The organism is Pseudomonas sp. (assembly GCF_041601375.1).
GTDB lineage: Bacteria > Pseudomonadota > Gammaproteobacteria > Pseudomonadales > Pseudomonadaceae > Aquipseudomonas.
In genome coordinates this window covers 1-26,606 of record NZ_JBFIIG010000044.1, presented here as the reverse complement: position 1 = coordinate 26,606, position 26,606 = coordinate 1, and the positions used below count along the sequence as shown (strand labels likewise).

Here is a 26,606-nt window from a genome sequence, read left to right as displayed (position 1 = left end):
GCCGAACTTGGCCCAGCCCTGGTCGAGGCCGCGCTGCTGGCCTTCGGTCATGCGCCCGGCGCGCATCACGAAACTCTTGATAGCGCGGTGCTGGCGCTGTTCCTCGGCTGGCGCCGGGGGTTGCTGCGATTCGGTCATCGGTGGCTCTTCAAATCGGTGGCTCTTGGATCTGCCTCTAGCGCAAAGCCCTTTCGGATCTAGCGAGCTAGAGCCAGACAAGGCAAAAATGGCTGAGGAAGCGGACTGGGCTCGCATACGAGTTTACGGCTGTAAATGAGCATTCCGAAGCCATTTTTAACGCCGTATGGCCGACGCGCAGCAGATCATGCTCGGTTCAGCGGATCAGGCCGTCCAGCGGCGAAGAGGCACTGGCATACAGCTTCTTCGGCATGCGCCCGGCGAGATAGGCCAGGCGACCGGCTTCGATCGCGTACTTCATGGCCTCGGCCATCATCACCGGGTTCTGCGCATGGGCGATGGCGCTGTTCATCAGCACCGCCTCGCAGCCCAGCTCCATGGCGATGGTGGCATCGGACGCGGTGCCGACGCCAGCGTCGACCAGCACCGGCACGGTCGCCTCTTCGAGGATGATGCGCAGGTTGTAGGGGTTGCAGATGCCGAGGCCCGTGCCGATCAGGCCGGCCAGGGGCATCACCGCGATGCAGCCCATCTCGGCCAGCTGGCGGGCGATGATCGGGTCGTCGCTGGTGTAGACCATGACATCGAAGCCGTCCCTGACCAGCACTTCGGCGGCCTTGAGGGTTTCGATCACGTTGGGGAACAGGGTCTTCTGGTCGGCCAGCACTTCCAGCTTGACCAGCTTGTGGCCGTCGAGCAGCTCGCGGGCCAGGCGGCAGGTGCGCACGGCCTCGTCGGCGTCGTAGCAGCCGGCGGTGTTGGGCAGGATGGTGTAGCGCGAAGGCGGGATCACGTCGAGCAGGTTCGGCTCACCCGGATTCTGACCGATATTGGTGCGGCGCACGGCGACCGTGACGATCTCCGCTCCCGAGGCTTCGATGGCCGCTCGGGTCTGGTCGAGATCCTTGTACTTGCCGGTGCCGACCAGCAGACGCGACTGATAGGTCCGGCCGGCCAGGGTAAAGGGTTTGTCGCTACGTACTTGGCTCATTGCAAACTCCTAGCTGGACGCCTGATAACAGGCCTTTGAAAATGTAGCGAGCGATGACTCGGCTGGGGCCCTAGCCGGGGCTCGCATTCGAGGCTGATTCAACACGGTCTAGCCGAACGCAGTAATTTTCAACGGCCTGTTAACCGCCACCAATCGCGTGCACCACCTCGACCCGGTCACCGTCGCGGAGCGCGGTGGCGGCATGCTGGCTGCGCGGCACTATATCCAGGTTGAGCTCGACCGCGACCCGACGTTCAGTCAGATCCAGTCGGCCGATCAGGTCGGCAACGGTGGCGCCATCGGCCAGCTCGAATGATTCACCGTTCAACTGAATACGCATAACGGGGCAGTCACAACTTGGGAAGGGGCGGGCATTCTAGCCCGATCACGGACGATGACCAAGGCCAAAGGCTGCCATCCACCCGACATTCTGACGTGCGGGTCAGGTTACGCGATGGCGATAACGCCATGCGCCACGCCAGCCACCACCTTCAGCACCCGGGCAAGCGCCAGGCCGTCAGGCCGAGGCACAGCCAGCCGGCCAGAAAGGCCAGGCCGCCGAAGGGCGTGATGATCCCGAGCCCGCCGATGCCGCTGAGGGCCAGCAGATACAAGCTGCCGGAAAACAGCAGAATGCCCAGGGCGAAACAGCCACCGGCCAGATTCACCAGGCGGCCAGGCGCCTGCAGCGCCAGCAGGGCGACGCCGAACAGCGCCAGGGCGTGGATCAACTGGTAGTGACTGCCGGTCTGGAACACCGCCAGATGCTCCGGGCTGAGTCGATTTTTCAAGCCGTGGGCGGCGAAAGCCCCGAGGGCCACACCGGTGAAACCGGTCAAGGCAGACAGCAACAACCATAGACGCGCCATGCATCACTCCAGACAAGGGAACTGCGGCCGCTATAATGGCCGGCAAAATCAGCCTGGCCAAGCCCGCATGTTTCGCTCCATCCGCCGCCTCATGTTCAAACTGCTGCTCTGCCTCATGGCCGGCTCGGCTCTGCTGGTGCTGGTCCTGCGCTGGGTGCCGCCACCCGGCACGGCCCTGATGGTCGAGCGCAAGATCGAATCCTGGGTCGACGGCAAGCCCATCGACCTGGAGCGCAGCTGGCGCCCCTGGAGCGAGCTGCCGGACGACCTGAAGGTCGCGGTGATTGCCGGCGAAGACCAGAAATTCGCCGAGCACTGGGGCTTCGATGTCGCGGCGATTCGCGCGGCGCTGGCGCACAACCAGCAAGGCGGCTCGCTGCGCGGCGCCAGCACGCTGAGCCAGCAGGTGGCGAAAAACCTGTTTCTCTGGTCCGGCCGCAGCTGGCTGCGCAAGGGCATCGAACTCTGGTTCACCGGCCTGATCGAGCTGCTCTGGCCGAAACAGCGGATCCTCGAGGTGTACCTCAACAGCGCCGAGTGGGGCAACGGCGTATTCGGCGCCGAAGCCGCGGCGCGCCATCACTTCAATACCGGCGCGCCCTACCTGTCGACCCAGCAGGCCAGCCAACTGGCCGCCGTGCTGCCGAACCCGCGGCACTGGAGCGCCAGCCGGCCGAACGCCCACGTCAGCCGCCGCGCGGCCTGGATTCGCCAGCAGATGCGCCAGCTCGGCGGCAGCCACTACCTCAGCCGCCTGCAAGCGGCGAGCCCGGACTAAGCAGCCGCACTGGCTGAAAGCCTGACGAGGCCCCAAGCGATCCAGCACATCGCGATGACGGATGAAAAAGGCGTCATTCCACGGCCGAGCGCATACCCCGCAGGAGCGCGCTTCAGCCGCGAAGCTTTTGCCGGGCCACGAAGAGTTCGCGGCTAAAGCCGCTCCTACATAAAAACAATAATAAATAAAATCAATAACATACTTGTTATCTGATAAGCGCGGCCGGGCGGCGCTGAATGGGCTCAGCGCCTCCACGCCCGGAGGCACTCCGGGGCAACCTTGCCCATGAACATGAACATGAACATGAACATGGACGCTACGGCGTGCTCCGCCGCTCACGCAATGCGGCGCGTGGCAGCACCTGCAACAGCAGCAGCTGTTCGTCTGCGGTGTGCGCGGTCAGCCCCGCCTCGGGATAGACCCAGGCCTGGCCTTCGTCCAACTCCAGGCGCAGGCGCGGCTGGCCGACACTGCTGGCCAGCCGCTCGGCGGCCACGGCCTGCTGCGGCTTGAGGGTCAGGCTGACGATGGCCTGGCTGCCCAGTTCGGCCAGCATCTGCCCGCCGAGCGGCTGTTCGTCGTCGCGCACGCCCAAGCCTGCCGCGGCCATCAGGCTGTCGCGCGCGGCCTCGCCCAGCTCGAGTTCTGCCTCCAGCGCCCAGGGTTCGCCACTCGCCTGCCAGTCCGCGCGGTAGAGCAGGCGCGCCCCCTCCGGCCTTGGCTGCAGCCAGAGCTCGCCCTCCACCTGGGCTCGCAACATGGCCAGGCTCAGGCGATTATCGGCCAGCGGCACGAGCACCGCAGTCTGCCACTCGGCCAGCCAGGGCAGCGGCGCCGCCGCAGGTTGCGGGCGCATCAGCCAGGCGCCCCAGGCGAAGAACAGCAGGGCAACGGCAACGAAGATAAGGCCATGCTGCAGGCGCAGGGGCGGCAAATTCACAAGCATTCTCCAGACAGAAAAAAGCCGCACCTGAGTGCGGCTTGTTCGGGTAGGGTCAACTACGCGGCGATCGAGCCCTTGAGCTTGCTCATCGCGTTTTTCTCCAGCTGGCGAATGCGCTCGGCGGAGACGTTGTACTTGGCGGCCAGCTCGTGCAGCGTGGCCTTCTCCTCGGCCAGCCAGCGCTGGTAGAGGATGTCGCGACTGCGCTCGTCCAGTCCGTCCAGGGCCTCATGCAGGTTGGCGGTGGAGCTGTCGCTCCAGTCCGAGGCTTCCAGCTGACGCGCCGGGTCGTAGCGGTGGTCTTCCAGGTACTGGGCCGGCGAGTGAAACGCGCTTTCGTCATCGGCTTCGGCAGCCGGATCGAAGGACATATCGTGACCGGTCAGACGACTTTCCATCTCGCGCACTTCGCGCGGCTCGACGCCCAGGCTTTCCGCCACGGCGTGCACTTCCTCGTTGTTCAACCAGGCCAGACGCTTCTTCTGGCTGCGCAGGTTGAAGAACAGTTTGCGCTGCGCCTTGGTGGTGGCGACCTTGACGATGCGCCAGTTGCGCAGGATGAACTCGTGGATCTCGGCACGGATCCAGTGCACGGCGAACGACACCAGGCGCACACCCATTTCCGGGTTGAAGCGCTTGACCGCCTTCATCAGGCCGACGTTGCCTTCCTGGATCAGGTCGGCCTGGGGCAGGCCATAACCGGAATAGCTGCGGGCGATATGCACGACGAAGCGCAGATGGGCGAGCACCATTTGCCGAGCGGCTTCGAGGTCCTGCTGGTAATAGAGACTCTCGGCCAGCTCGCGTTCCTGCTCGGGGGTCAACAGCGGTATGCAGTTGACCGCATGCACGTAAGCCTCCAGGTTGGCGCCCGGAACTAAAGCATGAACAGGTTGCAAAGAAGTGGACATTGGGTTCCTCCGACTCACGAATCGAGCGCAGTGTAACACTGAGCATTACGACTAGGAACGCTTCTACAAGTTCCCTTACACATAGTCAATATCAATAAAAACAATAACTTACCTATCTAGGCTGTAATTCGTTCAGGTGCCGGGCCACCGCCAGCCAGGCGCCGATATAGCCTAGCAGCACTGCGCCAAGCAGCAATGACAGGCCGTCGCCTGCCGGTACGCCGGCCAGGGCGAAGTCGCTGCCGTACAGCCCGGCCAGGCGAATCACCGACGCGTTCAGCCAGCCCAGACCATAGGCCAGCACCAGCCAGGCCAGCAGCCCGGCGCCTATGCCATAGAGCGCGCCCATATAAAGGAAGGGCCGCCGCACATAGCTGTCGGTGCCGCCGACCAGCTTGATCACCTCGATCTCGGTACGCCGGTTCTCGATATGCAGGCGAATGGTGTTGCCGATCACCAGCAGCAAGGCCATCACCAGCAACAGGGTCAGGCCGAAGACGAAGCGATCGCCCAGGTTGAGAATCGCCGTCAGCCGCTCGACCCAGAGCAGATCGAGTTGCGCCTGCTGCACCCTGGGCAAATCGGCCAGCCGCAGGCGCAGGGCCTCGAGGGTGACCTTGTCGACTTCCCTGGGCGTCACCAGGACCACGCCCGGCAACGGATTATCCGGCAATTCCTTGAGCGCCTCGCCCAGCCCGGACTGCTGCTGGAACTCCAGCAAGGCCTGCTCGCGGCTGATCCATTCGGCCTCGGCGACCTCGTCCATCGCGCCGATCTGCTCGCGCAACGCCTGGCCTTCGGCCTCGCTGGCGTCGATCTGCAGGAACAGGGAAATCTGCGCGGCGCGCTGCCAGGAGCCGCCCAGGCGCTCGACGTTGTCCAGCAACAGGGCCAGGCCCATCGGCAGACTCAGGGCCACGGCCATCACCAGACAGGTGAAGAAGCTGCCGATGGGCTGCTTGGCCAGGCGGCGCAGGCTGTCGACCAGGCTGGCGCGGTGGCTTTCCAGCCAGGCGTCGAGCTGGCTGCGAAAGTCCGGACCGTCGCCCGGGGTTTTCGGATCGTGCTTTTTCGGTGCGGCGCCGACGCGCTGGGCCGGCTGCGGCGGTGGCATACGGGTCGCACTCATCAGACCGCCTCCCCGTCGCCGATCAAGCGGCCACGTTGCAGGGTCAGCATGCGATGGCGCATGCGTGCGATCAGCGCCAGGTCGTGACTGGCGATCAGCACGCTGGTGCCGAGACGGTTGATGTCCTCGAACACCCCCATGATCTCCGCGGCCAGGCGCGGATCGAGGTTGCCGGTCGGCTCGTCGGCGAGCAGCAGGGCCGGACGATGTACCACCGCGCGGGCTATGCCGACGCGCTGCTGCTGGCCGGTGGACAGTTCGCTGGGGAACTGCTCGGCCTTGTCCGCCAGTGACACCCGCTCGAGCGCGGCGCCGACGCGCTTACCGATCTCCGCCTTGGACAGGCCGAGGATCTGCAGCGGCAGGGCGACGTTGTCGAACACGCTGCGGTCGAACAGCAGCTGATGGTTCTGGAACACCACGCCGATCTGCCGGCGCAGGTAGGGAATCTGGGCGTTGGTGATCTGCCCCAGATCCTGGCCGGCCAGCAGCAGCTTGCCGGTGGTCGGCCGCTCCATCGCCAACAGCAGGCGCAACAGGGTGCTCTTGCCGGCACCCGAGTGCCCGGTGACGAACAGAAACTCGCCGCGGCGCACGCGAAAGCTCAGCTCGTGCAGCCCGACGTGACCATTGGGGTAACGCTTACCGACCTGCTCGAACTTGATCATTACGATTCCCGCGACTGGAACAGCGCCTGGACAAAAGAGTTGGCCTCGAAGGTGCGCAGATCGTCGATGCCTTCGCCGACGCCGATATAGCGAATCGGCAGGCCGAACTGCTTGGCCAGGGCGAAGATCACCCCGCCCTTGGCGGTACCGTCCAGCTTGGTCAGGACCAGGCCGGTCAGGTTCACCGTCTGGTTGAACTGCTTGGCCTGGTTGATCGCGTTCTGTCCGGTGCCGGCATCCAGCACCAGCAGCACCTCGTGGGGCGCCGTGTCGTCCAGCTTGCCGATCACCCGGCGGACCTTCTTCAACTCTTCCATCAGGTTGTCTTTGGTGTGCAGACGTCCGGCCGTGTCGGCGATCAGCACATCCATGCCGCGGGACTTCGCCGCCTGCACCGCATCGAAGATCACCGACGCCGAATCGGCCCCGGTGTGCTGGGCGATCACCGGAATCCGGTTGCGCTCGCCCCACACCTGCAACTGCTCGACGGCGGCGGCGCGGAAGGTGTCGCCGGCGGCCAGCATGACCTTCTTGCCGTCCTGCTGCAGCCTCGAAGCCAGCTTGCCGATGGTGGTGGTCTTGCCGGCGCCGTTCACGCCGACCACCAGAATCACATAGGGCTGCTTGGTCGAATCCACGCGCATCGGCTGCTCGACCGGTTTGAGCAGCGCGGTCAGCTCGTCCTGCAACGCCTGGTACAGTGCGCCACTGTCGGTCAGCTGCTTGCGCGCGACCTTCTGGGTCAGGCTCTGGACGATCTGGTTGGTGGCCTCGACGCCGACGTCGGCGGTGAGCAGGCGGGTTTCGATTTCCTCGAGCAGCTCGTCGTCGATCGCCTTCTTGCCGAGGAACAGGCTGGCCATGCCCTCGCCCAGGCTGGCGCTGGTTTTCGACAGGCCCAGCTTGAGGCGGGCGAACCAGCCGCCCTGGTTATCGCCCGGTTTGTTCTGCTCGACCTGCACCTCAGCCGCCGGGGCCTCCGGCACGAGCGGCGCAACCGGCTCGGGCTCGGCCACATGAACGACGGGATGCAGCACTTCGCTGCCGGCATTGATGCGGAACCGCGAAGGCCGCGGCGCCTGCACCGGCTCGGCCGCAGACGCGGGAGCTGGTGCCACTGCGGGCTCGGCCGGCGGAGCAACCGGCGCCTCCGGCTCGACCATCGGAGCAGCGGCCTGGTCGGCTTGCGGCAGCGTCGGCTCTGCTGCAGGTGTGGACTCAGGCACACCAGGCGCTTGACTGCTGGCGGGCTGCTGCGACTTCTTGCGCAACCAGCCGAACAGGTCTTTCTTCTCCGCGGCTTTCTCGGCGGATGGCGGCGCAGCGGGCGTGGTGCCGGGTGCGGGGGTCTTCTTGTCGTCGTTGGAACCAAACATGGAGGACGGCTATCTCAAAGGTGCGACGCGCCGGTGGGCGGGTCTGAAACTTGATCTGTGCAGCAGAATATAAAGCTGAAGGAACCGCACAGTAAAATTCAGACCGGGTACCAGACGTGGTCGCCGGTAAGGTCGGGCAACCCCAGATCATTGCTGAGCGGGAGCGCCCAAGGATCGTGCGTAGGGCTTGGACCGCACAGGGCTCAAGCCTACATCAAGCCAGTCTTGCTGACCGGCAACACACGAGAATTGCGCGCGACTTTACCACTATCAGCCGCCGGTGAGCAGGTCTATCTGTCGCTTCCGGCCGAGATCACCGCGAGCGCTACGGTGCGCGCGGGTACGTCCCCGCACTTGCCCTTGCGCATGTGCCAGGGCGGCGAACCGCGACCGTACCATTGCCTCGGTTCGCCGGCCGACAGATGATGACGCTCGGTAGACCGGCAGAGGCAGGACAGACCTGCCCGCCGAGCAGATGCCCGGGCCGCCAATACCCAGGGCGCTACCTCCTTCAACGTCCGCGCTCACGGTTGAGCCAACAGCCTTGGTCGCCGCTCATGCCCCAGCGCTATCGGCGGCGCGCCGCTGGCCCCGCATCAGTACCAGGGCCATTCCTGCGGATAGCAGCAGGCCGGGAGCTGCCGCAAACAACACACCACTCCCGCCCACCCCCAGCGCCAGGATCTGTCCCGCCAGCAGAGGTCCCGCCATGGAGCCCAGACGCCCCACCGCAACAGTCGCCCCGACTCCCGTGGCACGGATGTCCGCCGGATAAAGCATGGGGGCCAGGGCATACAGCACCAGCTGGCCGCCAATGGCGCAGAACCCGGCGGCAGCCCCCGCCAGCAACAGCAGATCGAAGCGCTGCACCAGACCGATCGCCGCAAGAGCGACCAGCATGCCCAGATAGGTGCTGAGCACCACCAGCACGGGGCTGGCACGATCCATCAGGCGGCCCGTCAGGATCGACCCGGCCGCGCCGCCGATATTGAACAGTATCTGCACGTATCCCGCCTGAACGTGGTCATAACCCAGGGTAACCAGCAATGACGGCAGCCAGTTCAGCAGCATGTAGAGCACCGCCAGGGTGAAGAAACTACTCACCCAGATCAGCAGCGTCGCCGTAGCCCGCCCCTGGACGAACAAGCCGCTGACCGCCGAACCGCGCCCGCTGGAGCTGTCGCGGCGAACCACCGGCGTCCCTCGCAAGAACATGGCCAACAGCCCGGCAACCAGAATCGGCGCGACCCCTCCCACGTAGAACATCAGCCGCCAGTCCTCCCCAACGCCCAGCACGCCCATCAGGGCAGCAGTCGCGCCGCCCAGGGGCACGCCGCAGTAGGTCAGGCTGACAACGGTGCTCTTCAGGCCGGCACCGGCGACCTCCGATGACACTGCAATCAGGATCGGCAAGGCGGCCCCCAGGCCAAGACCGGTGGCCAGTCGCGCCAACAGCAGCGTGGAATAACTGCCGGCATGGGCGGTCAACAACGAGAAGACCCCGAACAGCAACACTGCGGCTATCAGCACTCCCTTGCGCCCCAGCCGGTCCGCCAGCCAGCCGCCGAACAGCGCACCCGGCAACAGGCCGATCAAGCCTAGACTGAAGAACCAACCGAGCTGGACCGCGGTAAGGCCAAACTCCCTGGTGATATAGGGGGCGGCAATGCCGGCGGCCTGCAGATCGAAGCCCTCGATCAGCGCGACGATGAAACAGAGGGCAATGGTATGCACCGGACTTGTCGGCGATGCGGCCATACGAACGAACATAGGGACCTCAATTGTGCTGGTGTGATGGATATGGCCTTCGCCAGTCAGCGGCCCGCTCGAACCGCATCGTTTGCCGTGCGGGCACAGGACTCGAAGGAGGGGATGTGAAAAAAACGAGCGCAACCTCAGCAGCGGGCGTCTGGAGACGGCCGCCGCAAGCAAGGGTTTTCGCAAGCGCTCGGGCGCAGAGCACCAACCTGGCGTGGGAAACTCACCGGGCCGCTCGCGATAAATCCAGGAAAGTCGGCCGGGCGCCGGAACGACCCGTGCATGGCGGCCCCGGCAACCGGACTGTCGGTCGCCGACACAAGCGGTCGCTCGCGATAGCCCGCATCAGGCCATCCCTTGCCGCAACGCGCATCGACCCACACGCCGGAGGGCGCCCGCTCAGCCGCCCGCAATTTCCTTGAGCCGAAACCAGAGCATGCCCAGCGCCAGCAGCGGAGAACGCAGCCGTTGACCGCCGGGAAAGGTCATGTGCGGTACGCGGGCGAACAGATCGAAGCCCTGACTGCATTGCCGACTGATCGCCTCGGCAAGCAGCCGGGCGGCCAGGTGCGTGGTGTTGAGCCCGTGTCCGGCATAGGCCTGGGCGTAGTAGACGTTCGGTTGGGCGTCCAGACGACCGATCTGCGGCAGCCGATTGGCACCGATGCCGATCATGCCGCCCCACTGAAACTCGATGCGCTTGTCGGCCAGCTGCGGAAACACCCTGAGCATCTTCGGGCGCATGTAGGCCGCGATGTCGCCAGGGTCGCGCCCCGAGTAGCGACAGGCCCCACCGAACAGCAACCGGCGGTCGGCCGACATCCGATAATAATCCAGCCCAATGCGCTGATCGCACAGCGCACGGTTACCCGGGATCAGGGTCTCGGCCAGGGCCGGGCCCAAGGGTTCCGTGGCGATGATATAGCTGCCGGCCGGTAACACCTTGCCGCTCAACGCCGGCTCCAGATCGCCCAGGTGGGCATTGCCGGCGAGCACCAGGCTGTTGGCCAGGACTTGCCCCCTGGCGGTATGTACACGGATGCGCTTGCCGTATTCGATGCGCGTCACCGTACTGTTCTCACAGAGCCGTACCCCCAGATCCTGGGCGATCGCGGCTTCGCCCAACGCCAGATTGAGCGGATGCAGGTGACCCGAACCGTTGTCGATCAGGCCACCGACATAGCGCTCGGAACCGACCACCCGAGCCATCTCGTGCGGTTCGACCAGACTGACCTCATGCGCATAGCCCTGCCGCTCGAGCGCGTCCCGCTCGCGAATCAACCCGGCATAGTGCCGCGGCGTGTTGGCCAGGTCGCAGTATCCCCAGCGCAGATCGCAGTCGATGGCGTGCCCCCGTACGCGCTGGCGGACGATATCGACGGCCTCGAGCCCCATCCGCTCGAGGCTCTGGCACCCTTCGCTGCCGATGTACTTCTGGAACTGCCCGAGCTCATGCCCGAGCCCGCGAATCAGTTGCCCGCCGTTGCGACCACTGGCCCCCCAGGCGATATGGCGCGCCTCCAGCAAGATGACCGAGTGGCCGCGCTCGGCCAATTCGATTGCCGTGTTCAGCCCGGTGAATCCACCGCCGACAATGCAGACGTCCGCCTGGGTAGCGCCAGCGAGCGGCGGGCAATCGAGCTGGCGATTGCGAGTGGCGTGGTAATAGGTTGGCGGTGCAACGAACGCGCAAGACATGGTGAGAGTACCTGTCGACTGCCGGGCTGACGTGCCAACCCGGCATGGGGATTAACGGCCGGATTTGAGCTTGTTCCAGGAGCGCGTGGTCCAGCGCATGATTTCGGGCGGTTGCTCCGAGGAGACATACAGCCTTTGCTGGACGGCGGCGGACGGGTAGATCGAAGGGTTCCGCCGGACCTCCTCATCCATCAGCGCATCCGCCTGGGTGTTGGCGTTGGCGTAGCCGACATACTCGCTGACTTCGGCAATCACCTTCGGCTGCAGCAGGTAGTCGATAAAGGCATGGGCCTGCTCGACGTTCTTCGCGTCACTCGGGATGACCAGCATGTCGAACCAGAGGTTGCCGCCCTCGCGGGGCACCACGTATTCCAGCTCGATGCCGTTGCCCGCCTCTTCGGCACGGCTGATGGCCTGGAACACATCCCCCGAATAGCCGAAGGCGATGCAGATATTGCCGTTGGCCAGGTCGGAGATGTAGCGCGATGAATGGAAGTAGGTGATATACGGGCGCAATGCCTGCAACTTGCGCTCGGCATCCTTGTAGTCCCTGATCCGCGTACTGCCGGGATCCAGCCCCAGGTAGTTGAGCATGGCCGGGTAGAGTTCGTCGGCCGAGTCCATGAAGGACACCCCGCATGCCTTCAGCTTCGCCAGATTCTCCGGCTCGAACAGCACGTCCCACGACTCGACCCGCTCGATACCCAGCACTTCACGGACCTTCGCCACGTTGTAGCCGATGCCGTTGGTGCCCCACAGGTAGGGCACGGCGTACTGGTTGCCCGGGTCATTGGCTTGCAGGCGCTCGAGCAGCTGCGGGTCGAGGTTGTTCCAGTTCGGCAGCCGGCTCTTGTCCAGCTTCTGGAACACCCCCGCCTTGATCTGCCGACTGAGGAAGTGGTTGCTCGGCACCACCACGTCATAGCCGCTATTACCGGCCAGCAGCTTGCCTTCCAGGGTCTCGTTGGAGTCGAACACGTCATACACCGGCTTGATGCCGCTGGCCTGCTGGAATTCTGTAAGGGTGTCCTCGGCGATATAGTCGGTCCAGTTGTAGATATTCACCACGGCCTCGGCCGAGGCCTGGCCGGCCAGCAGCAGACCGACGGCGGCGAGCAGAGCAGGGAATTTCATGGCGTTCATGGGTCCGTCCTTGCGTGGGGGGGTATCAGAAAGTCTGGCTGGCACTGAAGACCAGGGTGGCGCCACACAGGTCGTCATAGCCCGCGAAGCTCATGCACTCGGCCTTCGACAGGTCGGTGTCGACATAGCTCGCGCCCCAGTTCACGCCGAACATCTCCCGCTGCAGGCCGACGCTCCAGTTGTTGTAGTCCTCCTGGCCGCGGGTCCAGTCCTTGTTGAAGAACACCTTGTCCTTGTAGTCGACATTTTCGAACTTCAGCTCCAGGCCGATATCCAGCGGCAACAGGCTGCGGTAGCCGGCGAAGTAGCTGAAGCTGCTCTCGTCGACATCGTCCGAATGTTTGCCACCGATGAAGAAGCCATAGGCATCCAGGGTCAGGTAGACATCGGCACCATTGAACTGGCTCTCGCCCGGGTAGCTGTATTTGTTGTACATGGCGTCCAGGCCGATGGCATCGCTGATTTGCCAGTAGTAGCCGGCGTAGTAGTCGACCTCCTGGCGGGTGCCGTAGTCGTCGTCCTGTTCCCAGTCATGGCCAAACTCGACATTGCTGGTCCAGACCCCGGCATACAGGCCGGTGGCATGGGCCAGCATCACATCCAGCTGAAACGCCGGATCGCCCAGGGTCTGTGAAATGCCGCTGTTGCGGTAGTCGCTGAGCACCATGGGGGTGATCTGCAGCTCGAGCTGTTCATTCAGTTGCAGCGCCTGCAGTTGGCCAAGCGGAGCCAATGCCAGAACGGCCGTAAAGAAGGCGGTTAACGAACGCATAAGGTGTTCCTTGTTTTTATAGGGGTTGGGCAGGGCCAATTGGCCACAGAGGATCAGGACTTCTCGGCGTGTACCAACTGGCCGGCGAAGTAGGTGCGCAGCACTCGGGTCTCGAACAGCTCCTCGTCGCTGACCTTGAACACGTCACGGTCCAGCACGATCAGGTCGGCCTGCTTGCCCGGTGCCAGGGAGCCTATGCGCCGATCCAGGCGCAGGGCCTTGGCCGCGTTGAGGGTGTAAGCCTGGAACATGCTTTCGCGGTCGATGCTCTCGGCGCTATTGAGCACCCCGAGCGGACCCTTGCGGGTGCTGGCCTGGGCGATGGCGTTCCACGGGTTGGGGCTGGACACCGGCCAGTCGCTGGCGCCGGCGATGGTCGCACCGGCCTTGTGCAGCGAACGCGCCGGGTACTGGTACTGGTAGGCGGTCGCAGTCACGTAGGGCTTGACCAGCTCCTCGGTGTAGCTCTCGGCCGTGGCCCAGAGCAGTTGCATGGAGGCGATCACGCCCAGCTGCTGGAAGCGCGGAAACTCCTTGGGATTGACCATCTGCAGGTGGCTGATGCTGTGCGGCACCGGCGTAGGCCTGAGCTGGCGCGCCGCCTCGAAGCCGTTCAGCGCTTCACGCACCGCCCGGTCGCCCACCGCATGCACATGTACGATCCAGTCACGCCGCTCGGCCGCCGCCACCAGCTCACCGAAGCCGGCCGGGTCGATCAGCAGCTCGCCGCGCTTGAGGCTGTTCTTGAACGGGTCGAGTACCGCGGCGGTCTGGCCGGGAAACTCCATCACCCCATCGGCGAATATCTTGATCCCGGGGAAGCTCAGGTTGGGCACGCCCTGGAACTGCCGCATGACCTTGTCCAGCACCTGCAGATCGGACGGCTGGCTTTGCGGGTGGGTCACCAGCAGCGCGGCGACGTGAGCACTGAGTTCACCCCGCTCGGCCAGTGCGCGGTACAGCGGCAGTACGCCCAGGTCCTGCTCGGTGGGGCGCAGCTCGAACAGACTGTCGCCATCACCGGCATTGGCCGCCGCATCCATCCAGGCGGTAACGCCGACCTGGTTGTTGATCTTCACCGCCTCGCGGGCGGCATCGAGCATGTCGGCTTCGCTGGGCGCGGGATACTGGCTGCGCACCCGATCCCAGCCGTTTTCCGCCAGATAGCCGGTGGGGATGAAGTCGCTATCGTGAGCGATAAAGCCGCGTTCCTTGTCCGACAGGCCGCGCACCAACTCGGCATCGATCTTCAGGCGCCTGAGCATGGCCTGGTTGGCCCAGCCGGTATGGCCGTCGATACCGTCCAGCACCAGCGGCTGCTCGGCCCAACGGCCCTGATTGAAGATTCGTCCCAGTTCATCGCTCTGCTGCCAATAGGCCGAACTGGCGCCGGAAATCACGACCAGGTCACCCATGCGCGCGGTACCGGCCCGATCCTGTTCGAGGATCCACTGCTCCAGCGCGTCCAGCGCCAGCACCTCGTCATACAGATTGGCCCGCAGGCTGGCCATGGCGCCCATGATCGGGTGGCTGTGGGTGTCGATCATGCCTGGCATCAGCACCTTGCCGGCCAGGTCGATCAACTGCGTATCGGCATCGGCGAGGGCCTTCACCTCGGCGTCACTGCCGACCTTGAGGATCTTGCCATTGGCCACCGCCACCGCCTGGAGCAGTGGCTGGCCGGGTTCGGCGGTGAACACCTTGCCGTTGAACAACAGCAGATCCGCGGCGGCCATGGCTTCCATTGAGGAAAAAGCCAGCACCCCGGCCAACACGCTTGGAATTAATCGTTGCATCGCAGCAGCCTCTGGTTTTTATTGGTCTGGCCACGAGACTAGCGGCGGATAGGCAGCGGTAGAACACCGCTACCAAGCAAAACATTTGTGCCAAACAGGAAAAACCTATGGACAAGCTCAGCGCCCTGAGCATGTTTGTCGCCACCGCCGAGCACGGCAGCTTCAGCCGCGCGGCCGAACAGCTGGACAAGACGCCTTCGGCCCTGACCAAGGCGGTCAGCCACCTGGAAGCGGAACTGGGCGCCCAACTGTTCGAGCGCAGCACCCGGCGCACCGCGCTGACCGAGGCCGGCCGGCTGTATCTGGAGACGGCCCGCCAGGTGCTGCAACGCCTGCATGACGCCGGCGAAGAGATCGGCCAGCTCAAGCACGGCCTGCACGGCCACCTCAGGCTGACCGCGCCCCTGGCCTTTGGCCGGGCGTTTCTCGATGAAGCCTGCGCAGGTTTTCTCGCCGAACATCCACAGATCTGCCTGCGGGTGGACCTGTGCGACGCCTTCGTCGACCTGGCCGAGGGCGGTTATGACCTGGCCCTGCGCGAGGGCCGCTGCGACCTGCCGGGGCTGATCGCCAAACCCCTGGGGCGTAACCAGATCGTGTTGTGCGCCAGCCCGGCCTACCTGGCGACCAACCCGCTCCCGGTCACGCCGCAGACCTTCGACCGCCATCAGTGGCTGCTTTACCAGCACCCGGCGCTGGATCAGCACTACCGGTGGATATCGCTCAACGGCGTGCGCCTGCGCTCCCCCGTGCCGCGGGCGCGCCTGGAGAGCGACAACTACGACCTGCTGCTGGCCAACTGCCTGATGGGGGCTGGCCTGCACGCCTGCCCGCTGTGGAGCGTCAAACCCTACCTGGAGACCGGTCAATTGCTCCGGTTGATGGCCGAGTATGACTTCGACCCGGACGCCTTCGGCCCGCTGATCCTCGCCGTCTACCCCAGCCATCGCCGGGCCACGCGCAAGGTGCAGGCCTTTATCGACTACCTCGCGGCTTTCTGCGACAGATGCGGCTTTGGCTTGGAAACGAACCCCGAACGACAGATTTCGCAATAAATGCACGCCCCACGACCAAGGAACGACACCACGCCCGAGCAGTCTCAGGTTCAGTTAATAGCCACTTGCCGCTAGAATCCGTCGACAACTCCAAGCCCAGGGTTCTCCTGCAGCTTGTCAGCGGCATACCCGGCGACGCACGCAGCCCATCACGGTGACCCCACTCCCATGCATAAGATCGTTCTACGCGCCGCAACCCTGTTGCTCGCCAGCATCGGCCTGCCGCTTCTGGCTACGGCAGCAGAACCCCAGCCGACCCACGAGTTCAGCCTGGCCAACGGCCTCAAGGTCATCGTCCGCGAGGATCACCGCGCCCCGGTGGTAGTCTCCCAGCTCTGGTACAAGGTCGGCTCCAGCTACGAGACGCCCGGCCAGACCGGTCTGTCCCATGCCCTCGAGCACATGATGTTCAAGGGCAGCCGCAAGCTCGCCCCCGGCGAAGCCTCGCGCATCCTGCGTGAGCTGGGCGCCGAGGAGAACGCTTTCACCAGCGACGACTACACCGCCTATTACCAGGTGCTGGCGCGTGATCGCCTGAGCGTGGCCCTGGAACTGGAAGCCGATCGCCTGGCCAGCCTTGCGCTTCCGGCCGAGGAATTCGCCCGCGAGATCGAGGTGATCAAGGAAGAGCGGCGCCTGCGCACCGACGACAAACCCTCTAGCAAGGCTTTCGAACGTTTCAAGGCCATGGCCTACCCCGCCAGCGGCTACCACACGCCGACCATCGGCTGGATGGCCGACCTCGAGCGCATGACCGTCGAGGAACTGCGCGCCTGGTATCAAGCCTGGTACGCGCCGAACAACGCCACGCTGGTGGTGGTCGGCGATGTCAGCGCCAGCGAGGTCAAGGTGCTGGCCGAGCGCTATTTCGGCGACATCCCCACGCGCGCCGTACCGCCGGCGAAAATCCCCCGCGAACTGGCCGCCCCCGGCGAGCGGCGGATCACCCTGTACCTGAAAACCCAGATGCCGAGCCTGATGCTGGGCTTCAACGTACCGGGCCTGGCCACCGCCGAGCAGCCGCGTCAGGTGCATGCCCTGCGCCTGATCGCCACCCTGCTCGATGGCGGCTACAGCGCCCGCCTGCCGACGCGCCTGGAGCGCGGCGAGGAGCTGGTCTCCGGAGCCTCCGCCTGGTACGACGCCTACCCGCGCGGCGACAGCCTGTTCGTGCTGTCCGCCACGCCCAATGTGCAAACCGGCAAGACCCTGGCCCAAGCCGAAGCCGGCCTGTGGCGCGAGCTGCAGGACCTGCAGCAGAACCCGCCCTCGGCCGAGGAACTGGCCCGGGTGCGCGCCCAGGTCATCGCCGGTCTGGTCTACGAGCGCGACTCGATCACCAGCCAGGCCACCGCCATCGGCCGACTGGAGACCGTCGGCCTGTCCTGGACGCTGATGGACCAGGAGCTGGCCGAGCTGGAAGCGGTCACCCCGGCCGATATCCAGAGTGCGGCGAAAACCTTCTTTACCCGCGATCGCCTGAGCGTCGCCCATGTTCTGCCCGAGGAGAAGCGTGATGAGTGAGCGCAATGGTTTGCGCTACGGCCTGCTCGGCCTGGCACTACTGGTGTTGTTGGCCCTTCTGCTGCTGGTGATCGATCGCCCCGACCAAGCCAGCAGCCCGTCCGCACCCGCCCCGTCGACGGCCATCGAGTCCCTCGCCAAACTCAACGGCCAGGCCCCGAGCCGGCGCAACCTGGAGATCCAGACCTGGCAAACCGCCGAGGGCGCCAAGGTGCTGTTCGTCGAGGCACGCGAGCTGCCGATGCTCGACCTGCGCCTGACCTTCGCCGCCGGCAGCAGCCAGGATGACGGCGTGCCGGGCCTGGCCATGCTGACCAACGCCATGCTCAACGAAGGCGTGCCGGGCAAGGACGTCGGCGCCATCGCCGCCGGTTTTGAAAGCCTCGGCGCCGAGTTCGGCAATGGCGCCTACCGCGACATGGCGGTGGCCAGCCTGCGCAGCCTCAGTGCGGCGGAGCAGCGCGAGCCGGCGTTGCAACTGTTCAACCAGGTGATCGGTCAGCCGACTTTTCCCGAAGACGCCCTGGCACGGATCAAGAACCAGCTGCTGGCGGGCTTCGAATACCAGAAGCAGAACCCCGGAAAGCTCGCCAGCCTGAAGCTGTTCGAACGGCTCTACGACGACCACCCTTATGCCCACCCCAGCGATGGCACCGCCGAGTCGATCCCGGCGATAGGCCGCGAGCAGTTGCAGGCCTTCCATGCCAAGGCCTATGCCGCCGGCAATGCCGTGATCGCCCTGGTCGGCGATCTCTCGCGCGCCGAAGCCGAAGCCCTCACGGCTGAGGTTTCCGCCGCATTGCCAGCAGGCCCGGCGCTGCCCATCATTGCTCAGCCGGACGCGCCGCAACCCGGCGTCAGCCATATCGAGTTCCCGTCCAACCAGACCCACCTGATGATCGCCCAGCTCGGCATCGACAGGCGCGATCCGGACTACGCCGCCCTCTACCTGGGTAACCAGATCTTCGGCGGCGGCGGCTTCGGCACCCGGCTGATGACCGAGGTGCGCGAAAAGCGCGGCCTGACCTACGGCGTCTACTCCGGTTTCAGCGCCATGCAGGCGCGCGGGCCGTTCCTGATCAGCCTGCAGACCCGCGCCGAACTCAGCGCCGCCACTCTGCAACTGGTCAAGGACATGCTGCGCGACTACCTGGCCAGCGGCCCGACCCAGGAGGAACTGGACGACGCCAAGCGCGAGTTGGCCGGCAGCTTCCCACTGTCCACCGCGAGCAACGCCGCCATCGTCGGCCAGCTCGGCTCCATGGGCTTCTACGACCTGCCCCTGAGCCACCTGGAAGACTTCATGCGCGAGGTGCAGGCCCTCAGCACCGAGCAGGTCAAGGCCGCCATGGCCAAGCACCTCGACCCGGACGCCCTGGTCATCGTCACTGCCGGGCCTACGGTGGCGCAGCAAGACCTGCCGCCGCCCAGCGACAAACCCGTCGAACAACCCTCTGCCGTACCGGAGCACTGATGCGCAAGCCAAACAAAGCGGCAACGGCCCACGGCGGCGACGGCCAACTGCGGATCATCGGCGGACAGTGGCGTTCACGTCAGTTCAACTTCCCCATGGCCGCCGGCCTGCGCCCCACGCCCAACCGCGTGCGCGAAACCCTGTTTAACTGGCTGGCGCCCTACATCGAGGGCGCCAAGGTGCTCGACCTGTTCGCCGGCAGCGGCGCGCTGTTCCTCGAGGCGCTGTCGCGCGGCGCCGGCAGCGCCCTGGCTCTGGACCTCAACCCCGGCGCCGTCGCCAGCCTGCGCGGTCACCTGCAGACCCTGGGCTGCGACAACGGCCAGTTGCTGCAAAGCGATGCCCTCGTCTACCTGCAGAGCCAGGCCGCCACGCCCTTCGACCTGGTGTTTCTCGACCCGCCGTTCAGCCAGGATCTGCTCCTGCCGGCCTGCAACCTGCTGGAGCAACACGGCTGGCTGGCGGCGGATGCCTGGGTCTACACCGAAAGCGAAAACCCGCCCTCCACTCTCGGCCTGCCCGGCAACTGGCGCCTGCACCGCGAACAGAAGGCCGGCCAGGTCTACTACGCGCTGTGGCAGCGCAGCGCGCGGGCCAGCTGAGGCACCGCCCATTCATCCATCCGGCGAGCCGGGTGGATGAAAACGGCGGCGATTGGTCTTGAATACATCTATGAACCCGACCTTCAAACCCGCCTGGTGGCTGCCCGGTCCGCACCTGCAGACCCTGTGGACTTCGCTGTGCCGCAAACCGCCGCGACTGCAACGCCGGCGCGAGCGCCTGTGGCTGGAGGACGGCGACTTTCTCGACCTCGACTGGCACGGCCCGCATTCAGCCGAAGCGCCGCTGGTGCTGGTGCTGCACGGCCTGACCGGTTCGTCCAGCTCGCACTATGTGCTCGGCCTGCAGCAGGCCTTGGCCACACGCGGCTGGGCCAGCGTGGCGCTGAACTGGCGCGGCTGCTCGGGCGAACCCAACCTGCTGGCGCGCGGCTACCACTCCGGCGCCAGCGACGACCTGGCCGAGACGGTGCGCCACCTGCGCGCACAACGGCCGCTGACCCCGCTGTATGTCGTCGGCTATTCCCTGGGCGGCAACGTGCTGCTCAAGTACCTCGGCGAAACCGGCGGCGACAGCCAGGTACAGGGCGCCGCGGCGGTGTCGGTACCGTTTCGCCTGGATCAGTGCGCGGATCGCCTCGGCCTGGGCTTCTCGCGGATCTATCAGGCGCACTTCATGAACCAGATGGTCGCCTACGTGAAGACCAAGCAGCGCCTGTTCGCCCATAAAGGCATGGCCGACCGCCTGTCCACCCTGGATCGGCTCGGCACGCTGGACGGCATGCGTACCTTCTGGGACTTCGACGGCCGCATCACCGCGCCGCTGCACGGTTTCAGCGATGCCCAGGACTACTACACGCACGCCTCCAGCCACTACTTCCTCGGCCGCATCGCGACCCCGACCCTGATCATCCAGGCCGCCGACGACCCCTTCGTGTTCCGCCACAGCCTGCCGGAACCGGCCGAACTGGCACCCAGCATCCAGTTCGAGTTGCATGAGCATGGCGGCCATGTCGGCTTTATCGACGGCTCGCCGCGCCAGCCTGGCTATTATCTGGAACGGCGTATCCCGCAATGGTTGGCGGCGTTGGCGTAGGGAGGGTTAGCCGCGCAGGAAATCGTCCCTGTAAGGCAGCTCAATTTCTCCGCGCGGCGTAACCCGCCAAGCGCAATCCCGGCCACCGCAATGGCGGGTTACGCGGCGCGCAAAGGCAGCCGTATCCAGATAGATCGTAGCCAGCGCCGCTAACCCGCCCTACGCCTAACCCACCCCGGTTTCGCATCAAATCACCTGCTCCAACGGCACATGCAGCTTGCGGTACAGGGCATCCACCGCCTCCCGCGCCTGCGGCGCGATATAGCCGCCCTCCAGCGCCAGCACCTGGTAGATGCCGCGGCGCAACATCGCTTCGCTGAGGTCCCCGGGCTGGCCGCGTGTGGTGCAGAGAAAGCGCACCCACGAGGTCATGATGATCCAGGCATTGAGCGTCAGCGCCTCGATCTGCGCCGGGTTCATCCGCAGGATGCCGGCCTCGACGAAGCCCTGGTAGATGCCTTGCGCACCCTGCAGGCAGCGCCGGGCGAACAGCCGATAACGCTCGGCCAGTTCGGCATCGCTGTCGAGCAGGTGCTCCAGATCGCGGTGCAAGAACCGGTAGTGCCACATGGCCGCGAGCAGCGCCTCCAGGTAGAAGGTCTTGTCGTCTATGGTCATGGGCCGGTCGGGCGGCAGGCGCAGAAAGCCGTCGACATGGCCTTCGTACTGGCCGAACAGCTCGGCGACGATCGCCTGCTTGTTGCGAAAGTGGTAGTACAGGTTGCCCGGGGAAATGCCCAGGTGCGCGGCGATGTGGTTGGTGCTGACCGTGCGCTCGCCCTGGGCGTTGAACAGCTCGAGGCTGGCCTGGATGATGCGCTCGCGGGTTTTCGGTGGAATGGCCATGACTGCTCGATCTCGACTCAAAAGCCCGGCAAAGGTACAGGCTGAAGCGCCTGCGGTGCTAGCCGGCCATCGGCCAATAGCTGCCCGACAAGCCTTCAACCCTCAGGTGATTTGACAGATTAGAGCAATTGCTCTAAAAATCCAGCACACCTTTTCGCAGCACCCACACCGCACGGTGAAGGGACTGCACGCTGGAACGTCGAGGAAATAGCCATGGCCGCTGACATCGCCCACCTGGAGCAGAGCCTGCAACACAGCCAGGACCAGCTCACACAACTGGAAACCAGCTTCGCCCTGCAGCGCGCGGCCTTCCAGGCCAACCCCATGCCGCCCGCCGAGCAACGCCTGCAGTGGCTCAAGGCCCTGAGCGAGCTGCTGAGCGCCGAACGCGAAGCCCTGATCCAGGCGATTTCCCGGGACTTCAGCAACCGCAGCGCCGACGAAACCCTGATCGCCGAACTGATGCCCTGCCTGCACGGCATCCATTACGCGGCCAAACGCCTGAAGCAGTGGATGAAGCCCTCACGGCGCAGCGTCGGCCTGCAATTCATGCCTGCATCGGCCAAGGTGCTTTATCAGCCGCTCGGCGTGGTCGGTGTCATAGTGCCCTGGAACTACCCGCTGTTCCTTGCCATCGGCCCGCTGGTCGGCGCACTGGCCGCCGGTAACCGGGTGATGATCAAGATGAGCGAATTCACCCCGGCCACCTCGCAGCTGCTCAAGGACTTACTGGCCAAGGTGTTCCCCGAGGATCTGGTGACCGTGGTGCTGGGCGAAGCGGAAGTCGGTATGGCGTTTTCCAAGCTGCCGTTCGACCACCTGCTGTTCACCGGGGCCACCAGCATCGGCAAACACGTGATGCGCGCCGCCGCGGAAAACCTCACCCCGGTGACCCTGGAGCTGGGCGGCAAGTCGCCGGCCATCGTCTCCGCCGGGGTGCCGCTGAGCGATGCCGCCGAGCGCATCGCCTTCGGCAAGACCCTCAACGCCGGGCAGACCTGCGTGGCGCCGGACTACGTGCTGGTGCCAAAAGACCGCGTAGAGGGCTTCGTCGAGGCCTACCGCCAGGCCGTGCTGAACTTCTACCCGACACTGGCGGATAACCCCGACTACACCGCGATCATCAACGAGCGCCAGCAGCAGCGCCTCAACGGCTATCTGCAGGACGCCGAAGGCAAGGGCGCGACCATCATCGCGCTGTACCCCGAGGCCCAGGGCCGGCGCATGCCGCAGGCCGTGCTGCTGAATGTCACAGACGAGATGAAGGTGATGCAGGACGAGATCTTCGGTCCGCTGTTGCCCATCGTGCCCTACGACAAGCTGGACGATGCCTTCGCCTATATCAACCGACGCGCCCGCCCGCTGGCGCTGTACTACTTCGGTTACGACAAACGCGAGCAGCAGCGGGTGCTGCACGAAACCCACTCCGGCGGCGTGTGCCTCAACGACACCCTGCTGCACGTGGCCCAGGACGACCTGCCGTTCGGCGGCATCGGCCCGTCCGGCATGGGCCACTACCATGGCCACGAAGGCTTTCTGACCTTCAGCAAGGCCAAGGGCGTGTTGATCAAGCAGCGCTTCAACGCCGCCAAGCTGATCTACCCACCCTATGGCAAGACCCTGCAGAAGCTGGTCTACAAGCTGTTCGTGCGCTAAGCCTCCCCCTGTCTTGGTGATGACAATAATGCACAACGCCACGATTGATTTGCCGCAGCTGTCACGCCGCAGTCTGCTCAAGGTCAGCCTGCTGGGCTCGGCCTTGCTCGCCGGCGCCGGGCTCACCGCCAGCCTCAGCGGCTGCTCGGCGAGCATGCCGCTGGCGGGTTTCGCGGTGATCCGCGCGTCCGATCTGCCCTTCCTGCACGCGCTGATCCCAGTAATGCTGGAGGGTGCTGTGCCGCCGCAGCAAATGCCCCAGGCGCTTGCCGGCACGCTGGAAAGCCTCGACTACAGCCTCGATCACCTGTCGCCGGAAATGCTCAAGCTCACGGTGCAGCTGTTCGACGTGCTCGCCCTGCCGCTGACCCGCGGCCCGCTGACCGGGGTCTGGGGCAGCTGGCAGAACGCCTCGACAAGCGAGGTGCGCGCCTTTCTCGAACGCTGGCAGCACAGCTCCATCGGCCTGCTGCAGATGGGCCATGCGTCCTTGCTGCAACTGGTGATGATGAGCTGGTACGGCCGCGCGGAGTCCTGGGCGCACTGCGGCTACCCCGGGCCACCAACAGTCTGACGGCTGGCTGCGACCGCCATGCGTAGGGTGCGCCGCGCACCGACTGAGCGTAATTCTGCTGCGCACGGCGCACCCTACGGGTACAGCCCGTTTCACGCTCAGTGGCGATAGCCGAACCCAACAGGCCATAGGGACACCGTTACAAGATTAAGTGCAGCGCTACCCATTACCCAGCCGCCAAGCCGGCCAGAACAAGAAAGAGAGCCCGCAATGCCCGTACCCGACATCTTCAAGCAAGGCCTGGCCAACGGCTGGAAGACTTACGACGGCTCGCGCCTGGACAGCGACCTGACCCTGGAAGCCGATGTCGCCATCGTCGGCAGCGGTGCGGGTGGCGGCACCACCGCGGAAATCCTCAGCGCCGCCGGTTTCAAGGTACTGCTGATCGAGGAAGGCCCGCTGAAGACCAGCGACGACTTCAAGATGCTCGAGGCCGAGGCCTACGCCAGCCTCTACCAGGAAGGCATCGGCCGCATGAGCAAGGACGGCGCCATCACCATCATGCAGGGCCGCGCGGTGGGCGGCACCACCCTGATCAACTGGACCTCGAGCTTTCGCACCCCCGACCCGACCCTGCAGCACTGGGCCAGCGAGCATGGCGTCATCGGCCACAGCCCCGAGGACATGGCGCCCTGGTTCGAGCGCATGGAACAGCGCCTGGGCGTCGCGCCCTGGGCCGTGCCGCCGAACGCCAACAACCAGGTGATCCGCAGCGGTTGCGACAAGCTCGGCTACCAATGGAACCTCATCCCGCGCAACGTGCGCGGATGCTGGAACCTCGGCTACTGCGGCCTGGGCTGCCCGACCAATGCCAAGCAGTCGATGCTGGTCACGACCATCCCGGCGACCCTGGAAAAAGGTGGCGAGCTGCTCTACCTGACCCGTGCCGAACGTCTGCTGCTCGACGGCGAGCGGGTCAGCGGTATCGAATGCCTGGGCATGGATGAGCGCAGCGTGGCGCCCAACGGGCGCAAGATCCGGGTCAAGGCCAGGCATTACGTGCTGGCCGGGGGCGGCATCAACACACCGGGCATCCTGCTGCGCTCGAACGCCCCGGACCCGCACCGGCGCAGCGGCAGGCGTACCTATTTGCACCTGGTGAATTTCTCCGCCGCGCAGTTCGAGCAGGTGATCAACCCCTTCTACGGCGCGCCGCAGTCGATCTACTCCGACCATTTCCAGTGGGACGACGGCGTTGCCGGGCGCCTCTCCTACAAGCTGGAAGTGCCACCGCTGCAGCCGGCCCTGACTGCCACCCTGCTCGGCCGTTTCGGCATCGACAACGCCCTGCGCATGGAACAGCTGCCACACACCAACGTGATGCTCGCCCTGCTGCGCGACGGCTTCCACCCGGACAGCGCCGAGGGCAAGGTCGAACTGCGCGGCGACGGCAGCCCGGTGCTCGACTACCGGATGACCGATTACACCTGGGACGGCGTGCGCCGCGCCTTCCACAGCATGGCCGAGATCCAGTTCGCCGCCGGGGCCAAGGCGGTATTGCCGCTGCATGCCGACGCCGGCTACGTGAGGACCCTGACCGAAGCCAGGCGCCTGATCGATGGCCTGAGCCTGGAAATCTACCGCACCCGCCTGGGCAGCGCCCATGTGATGGGCGGTTGCGCCATGGGCGAAGATCCGCGCCAGGCGGTCTGCGACAGCCTCGGCCGCCATCATCAGCTGAGCAACCTGTCGATCCACGACGGCTCGCTGTTCCCCACCAGCATCGGCGCCAACCCGCAACTGTCGATCTATGGCCTGAGCGCGAAGCTGGCGACAGCACTGGCCGAGCGCCTCAAGCGCGCCTGATGACCGAACATTCACCCGCCCCGCCGGGCTCGAGGGTCAACACGCCTGACTTGGCCGCAGTTCCTCGCTGCGCTACCATCCGAGTCCCCAACGGATCCGCCAGGACGTCACGATGAATCGAGTGTTATACCCGGGCACCTTCGACCCCATCACCAAGGGCCATGGCGATCTGGTCGAACGCGCCGCGCGCCTGTTCGACAGCGTGATCATCGCGGTGGCCGCCAGCCCTAAGAAAAACCCGCTGTTCCCCCTCGACCAGCGGGTCGCACTGGCTCGCGAAGTGACCAAGCACCTGCCGAATGTCGAGGTGATGGGCTTCTCCATCCTGCTCGCGCACTTCGCCCAGGAGCAAGGCGCCAATGTGTTTCTGCGCGGCCTGCGCGCGGTCTCGGACTTCGAATACGAGTTCCAGCTGGCCAACATGAACCGCCAACTGGCGCCGGAGGTGGAAAGCATGTTTCTCACTCCGTCGGAAAAATACTCCTATATTTCCTCGACCCTGGTCCGCGAGATCGCCGCGCTGGGTGGTGATATCTGCAAATTCGTCCATCCTGCCGTGGCCGACGCCCTGCACGAGCGTTTCAAGCGCTGAGCGGCCCCCTTGCAGGAGCACACCATGCGTGCGATCGCTATCGCGGGCAGCGCCGGTTCGCAGGCATGGCCTGCTCTCATCAAACAAAATATATCTCATTGATTTTATTGATTATTGTAGGAGCGGCTTTAGCCGCGAATTCTTCGTGGCACAGCAAAGCTTCGAGGCTGAAGCCGCTCCTACAGGTACCCACAAGCCGACAGACACGATTGCCCCCCGTTTGCTGCGCGACAGCGCGGCGTCTGGACGACGGGCGATCTCTTATCAAATAACCCATATGTCATTGATTTATGGATTATTTCGTTTATGTAGGAGCGGCCGGGCGGCGTTCCGCTTCAGCCGCGAATTCTTCGCGGCACAGCAAAGCTTCGCGGCTAAAGCCGCTCCTACGACAGCGGGAAGCCTCCAGTTTGCTGCGCGACAGCGCGGCGTCTGGACGACGGGGGATCTCTC

At 65.1% G+C, this 26,606-nt stretch carries 25 protein-coding genes and 1 pseudogene; 11 read left to right on the top strand and 15 right to left on the bottom strand.

The genetic code is table 11. The features are described from left to right. From ABZE94_RS08630 to ABZE94_RS08615, 4 genes and pseudogenes are all read right to left on the bottom strand, one after another. Positions 1-138 (bottom strand): annotated as a pseudogene (locus ABZE94_RS08630) (tRNA (guanosine(46)-N7)-methyltransferase TrmB); the annotation flags it as partial. 196 nt (positions 139-334) lie between these two features. Next, positions 335-1,129: a thiazole synthase gene (locus ABZE94_RS08625; RefSeq protein ID WP_372875124.1), complete on the bottom strand. Its 795-nt coding sequence runs from the start codon at positions 1,127-1,129 to the stop codon at positions 335-337. Between the two features lie 139 nt (positions 1,130-1,268). Next, entirely contained in the window at positions 1,269-1,469 is a 201-nt protein-coding gene (gene thiS, locus ABZE94_RS08620; protein WP_372875123.1) for a sulfur carrier protein ThiS, read from the bottom strand. 151 nt (positions 1,470-1,620) lie between these two features. Beyond that, positions 1,621-1,998, bottom strand: a complete 378-nt coding sequence (locus ABZE94_RS08615) for a DUF423 domain-containing protein (RefSeq protein ID WP_372875122.1) — start codon at positions 1,996-1,998, stop codon at positions 1,621-1,623. 67 nt (positions 1,999-2,065) lie between these two features. Between ABZE94_RS08615 and mtgA the strand changes: the two genes are divergently transcribed. Then, positions 2,066-2,776 (top strand): monofunctional biosynthetic peptidoglycan transglycosylase, encoded by a 711-nt coding sequence (gene mtgA / locus ABZE94_RS08610; RefSeq protein WP_372875121.1) that lies wholly within the window; start codon positions 2,066-2,068, stop codon positions 2,774-2,776. A 316-nt stretch (positions 2,777-3,092) separates the two neighbouring features. On the opposite strand, the gene ABZE94_RS08605 is transcribed toward mtgA, so the two are convergent. The 10 genes from ABZE94_RS08605 to ABZE94_RS08560 all read right to left on the bottom strand — a co-directional run bounded on the left by ABZE94_RS08605 (position 3,093) and on the right by ABZE94_RS08560 (position 14,970). Then, positions 3,093-3,716 (bottom strand): hypothetical protein, encoded by a 624-nt coding sequence (locus tag ABZE94_RS08605; RefSeq protein WP_372875120.1) that lies wholly within the window; start codon positions 3,714-3,716, stop codon positions 3,093-3,095. Positions 3,717-3,775: 59 nt separating this feature from the next. Next, complete coding sequence (gene rpoH / locus ABZE94_RS08600; protein WP_372875119.1) at positions 3,776-4,630, bottom strand: RNA polymerase sigma factor RpoH; 855 nt, start codon at positions 4,628-4,630, stop codon at positions 3,776-3,778. 112 nt (positions 4,631-4,742) lie between these two features. Continuing rightward, a complete protein-coding gene (gene ftsX, locus ABZE94_RS08595; protein WP_372875118.1) occupies positions 4,743-5,759 on the bottom strand; it encodes a permease-like cell division protein FtsX in 1,017 nt (338 codons plus the stop codon). Beyond that, positions 5,759-6,427 carry a cell division ATP-binding protein FtsE gene (gene ftsE, locus ABZE94_RS08590; protein ID WP_372875117.1) on the bottom strand — a complete coding sequence of 223 codons (669 nt, stop codon included), beginning with the start codon at positions 6,425-6,427 and terminating at the stop codon, positions 5,759-5,761. Before ftsE ends, ftsX begins: the two co-directional genes overlap by 1 nt. Continuing rightward, on the bottom strand, positions 6,427-7,803 hold the full coding sequence (gene ftsY / locus ABZE94_RS08585; RefSeq protein ID WP_372875116.1) for a signal recognition particle-docking protein FtsY: 1,377 nt from the start codon (positions 7,801-7,803) through the stop codon (positions 6,427-6,429). Before ftsY ends, ftsE begins: the two co-directional genes overlap by 1 nt. 555 nt (positions 7,804-8,358) lie before the next feature. Continuing rightward, positions 8,359-9,561 (bottom strand): 3-(3-hydroxy-phenyl)propionate transporter MhpT, encoded by a 1,203-nt coding sequence (gene mhpT / locus ABZE94_RS08580; RefSeq protein ID WP_372875115.1) that lies wholly within the window; start codon positions 9,559-9,561, stop codon positions 8,359-8,361. A gap of 399 nt (positions 9,562-9,960) precedes the next feature. Next, positions 9,961-11,259, bottom strand: coding sequence for an NAD(P)/FAD-dependent oxidoreductase (locus tag ABZE94_RS08575; RefSeq protein ID WP_372875114.1), 1,299 nt, complete (start codon positions 11,257-11,259; stop codon positions 9,961-9,963). 51 nt (positions 11,260-11,310) lie between these two features. Further along, positions 11,311-12,393 (bottom strand): polyamine ABC transporter substrate-binding protein, encoded by a 1,083-nt coding sequence (locus tag ABZE94_RS08570; RefSeq protein WP_372875125.1) that lies wholly within the window; start codon positions 12,391-12,393, stop codon positions 11,311-11,313. A gap of 34 nt (positions 12,394-12,427) precedes the next feature. Next, positions 12,428-13,174 carry a TorF family putative porin gene (locus tag ABZE94_RS08565; protein WP_372875113.1) on the bottom strand — a complete coding sequence of 249 codons (747 nt, stop codon included), beginning with the start codon at positions 13,172-13,174 and terminating at the stop codon, positions 12,428-12,430. 53 nt (positions 13,175-13,227) lie between these two features. After that, positions 13,228-14,970 (bottom strand): amidohydrolase, encoded by a 1,743-nt coding sequence (locus tag ABZE94_RS08560; RefSeq protein ID WP_372875112.1) that lies wholly within the window; start codon positions 14,968-14,970, stop codon positions 13,228-13,230. A gap of 107 nt (positions 14,971-15,077) precedes the next feature. Here ABZE94_RS08560 and ABZE94_RS08555 point away from each other — a divergent pair, with 107 nt between their 5' ends. The 5 genes from ABZE94_RS08555 to ABZE94_RS08535 all read left to right on the top strand — a co-directional run bounded on the left by ABZE94_RS08555 (position 15,078) and on the right by ABZE94_RS08535 (position 20,679). Beyond that, on the top strand, positions 15,078-16,025 hold the full coding sequence (locus ABZE94_RS08555; protein WP_372875111.1) for a LysR family transcriptional regulator: 948 nt from the start codon (positions 15,078-15,080) through the stop codon (positions 16,023-16,025). A gap of 168 nt (positions 16,026-16,193) precedes the next feature. After that, positions 16,194-17,549 (top strand): M16 family metallopeptidase, encoded by a 1,356-nt coding sequence (locus ABZE94_RS08550; RefSeq protein WP_372875110.1) that lies wholly within the window; start codon positions 16,194-16,196, stop codon positions 17,547-17,549. Further along, complete coding sequence (locus ABZE94_RS08545; protein WP_372875109.1) at positions 17,542-19,023, top strand: M16 family metallopeptidase; 1,482 nt, start codon at positions 17,542-17,544, stop codon at positions 19,021-19,023. The genes ABZE94_RS08550 and ABZE94_RS08545 overlap by 8 nt, the downstream gene beginning before the upstream one ends. Continuing rightward, a complete protein-coding gene (gene rsmD, locus ABZE94_RS08540; protein WP_372875108.1) occupies positions 19,023-19,625 on the top strand; it encodes a 16S rRNA (guanine(966)-N(2))-methyltransferase RsmD in 603 nt (200 codons plus the stop codon). The genes ABZE94_RS08545 and rsmD overlap by 1 nt, the downstream gene beginning before the upstream one ends. A gap of 70 nt (positions 19,626-19,695) precedes the next feature. Continuing rightward, the gene (locus ABZE94_RS08535; RefSeq protein ID WP_372875107.1) at positions 19,696-20,679 is read left to right on the top strand and encodes a hydrolase; all 984 of its coding nucleotides are present in this window, start codon (positions 19,696-19,698) and stop codon (positions 20,677-20,679) included. 186 nt (positions 20,680-20,865) lie between these two features. On the opposite strand, the gene ABZE94_RS08530 is transcribed toward ABZE94_RS08535, so the two are convergent. After that, on the bottom strand, positions 20,866-21,525 hold the full coding sequence (locus ABZE94_RS08530) for a TetR/AcrR family transcriptional regulator (RefSeq protein WP_372875106.1): 660 nt from the start codon (positions 21,523-21,525) through the stop codon (positions 20,866-20,868). A gap of 213 nt (positions 21,526-21,738) precedes the next feature. Here ABZE94_RS08530 and ABZE94_RS08525 point away from each other — a divergent pair, with 213 nt between their 5' ends. From ABZE94_RS08525 to ABZE94_RS08505, 5 genes are all read left to right on the top strand, one after another. Beyond that, positions 21,739-23,181: a coniferyl aldehyde dehydrogenase gene (locus ABZE94_RS08525; protein WP_372875105.1), complete on the top strand. Its 1,443-nt coding sequence runs from the start codon at positions 21,739-21,741 to the stop codon at positions 23,179-23,181. Positions 23,182-23,209: 28 nt separating this feature from the next. Then, positions 23,210-23,755 carry a twin-arginine translocation pathway signal protein gene (locus tag ABZE94_RS08520; protein WP_372875104.1) on the top strand — a complete coding sequence of 182 codons (546 nt, stop codon included), beginning with the start codon at positions 23,210-23,212 and terminating at the stop codon, positions 23,753-23,755. 210 nt (positions 23,756-23,965) lie between these two features. After that, positions 23,966-25,561, top strand: coding sequence for a GMC family oxidoreductase N-terminal domain-containing protein (locus ABZE94_RS08515; protein WP_372875103.1), 1,596 nt, complete (start codon positions 23,966-23,968; stop codon positions 25,559-25,561). A gap of 112 nt (positions 25,562-25,673) precedes the next feature. Beyond that, on the top strand, positions 25,674-26,153 hold the full coding sequence (coaD, locus tag ABZE94_RS08510; protein WP_372875102.1) for a pantetheine-phosphate adenylyltransferase: 480 nt from the start codon (positions 25,674-25,676) through the stop codon (positions 26,151-26,153). Between the two features lie 28 nt (positions 26,154-26,181). Continuing rightward, on the top strand, positions 26,182-26,606 hold a 425-nt coding region (locus tag ABZE94_RS08505; RefSeq protein WP_372875101.1), incomplete at its 3' end, for a hypothetical protein.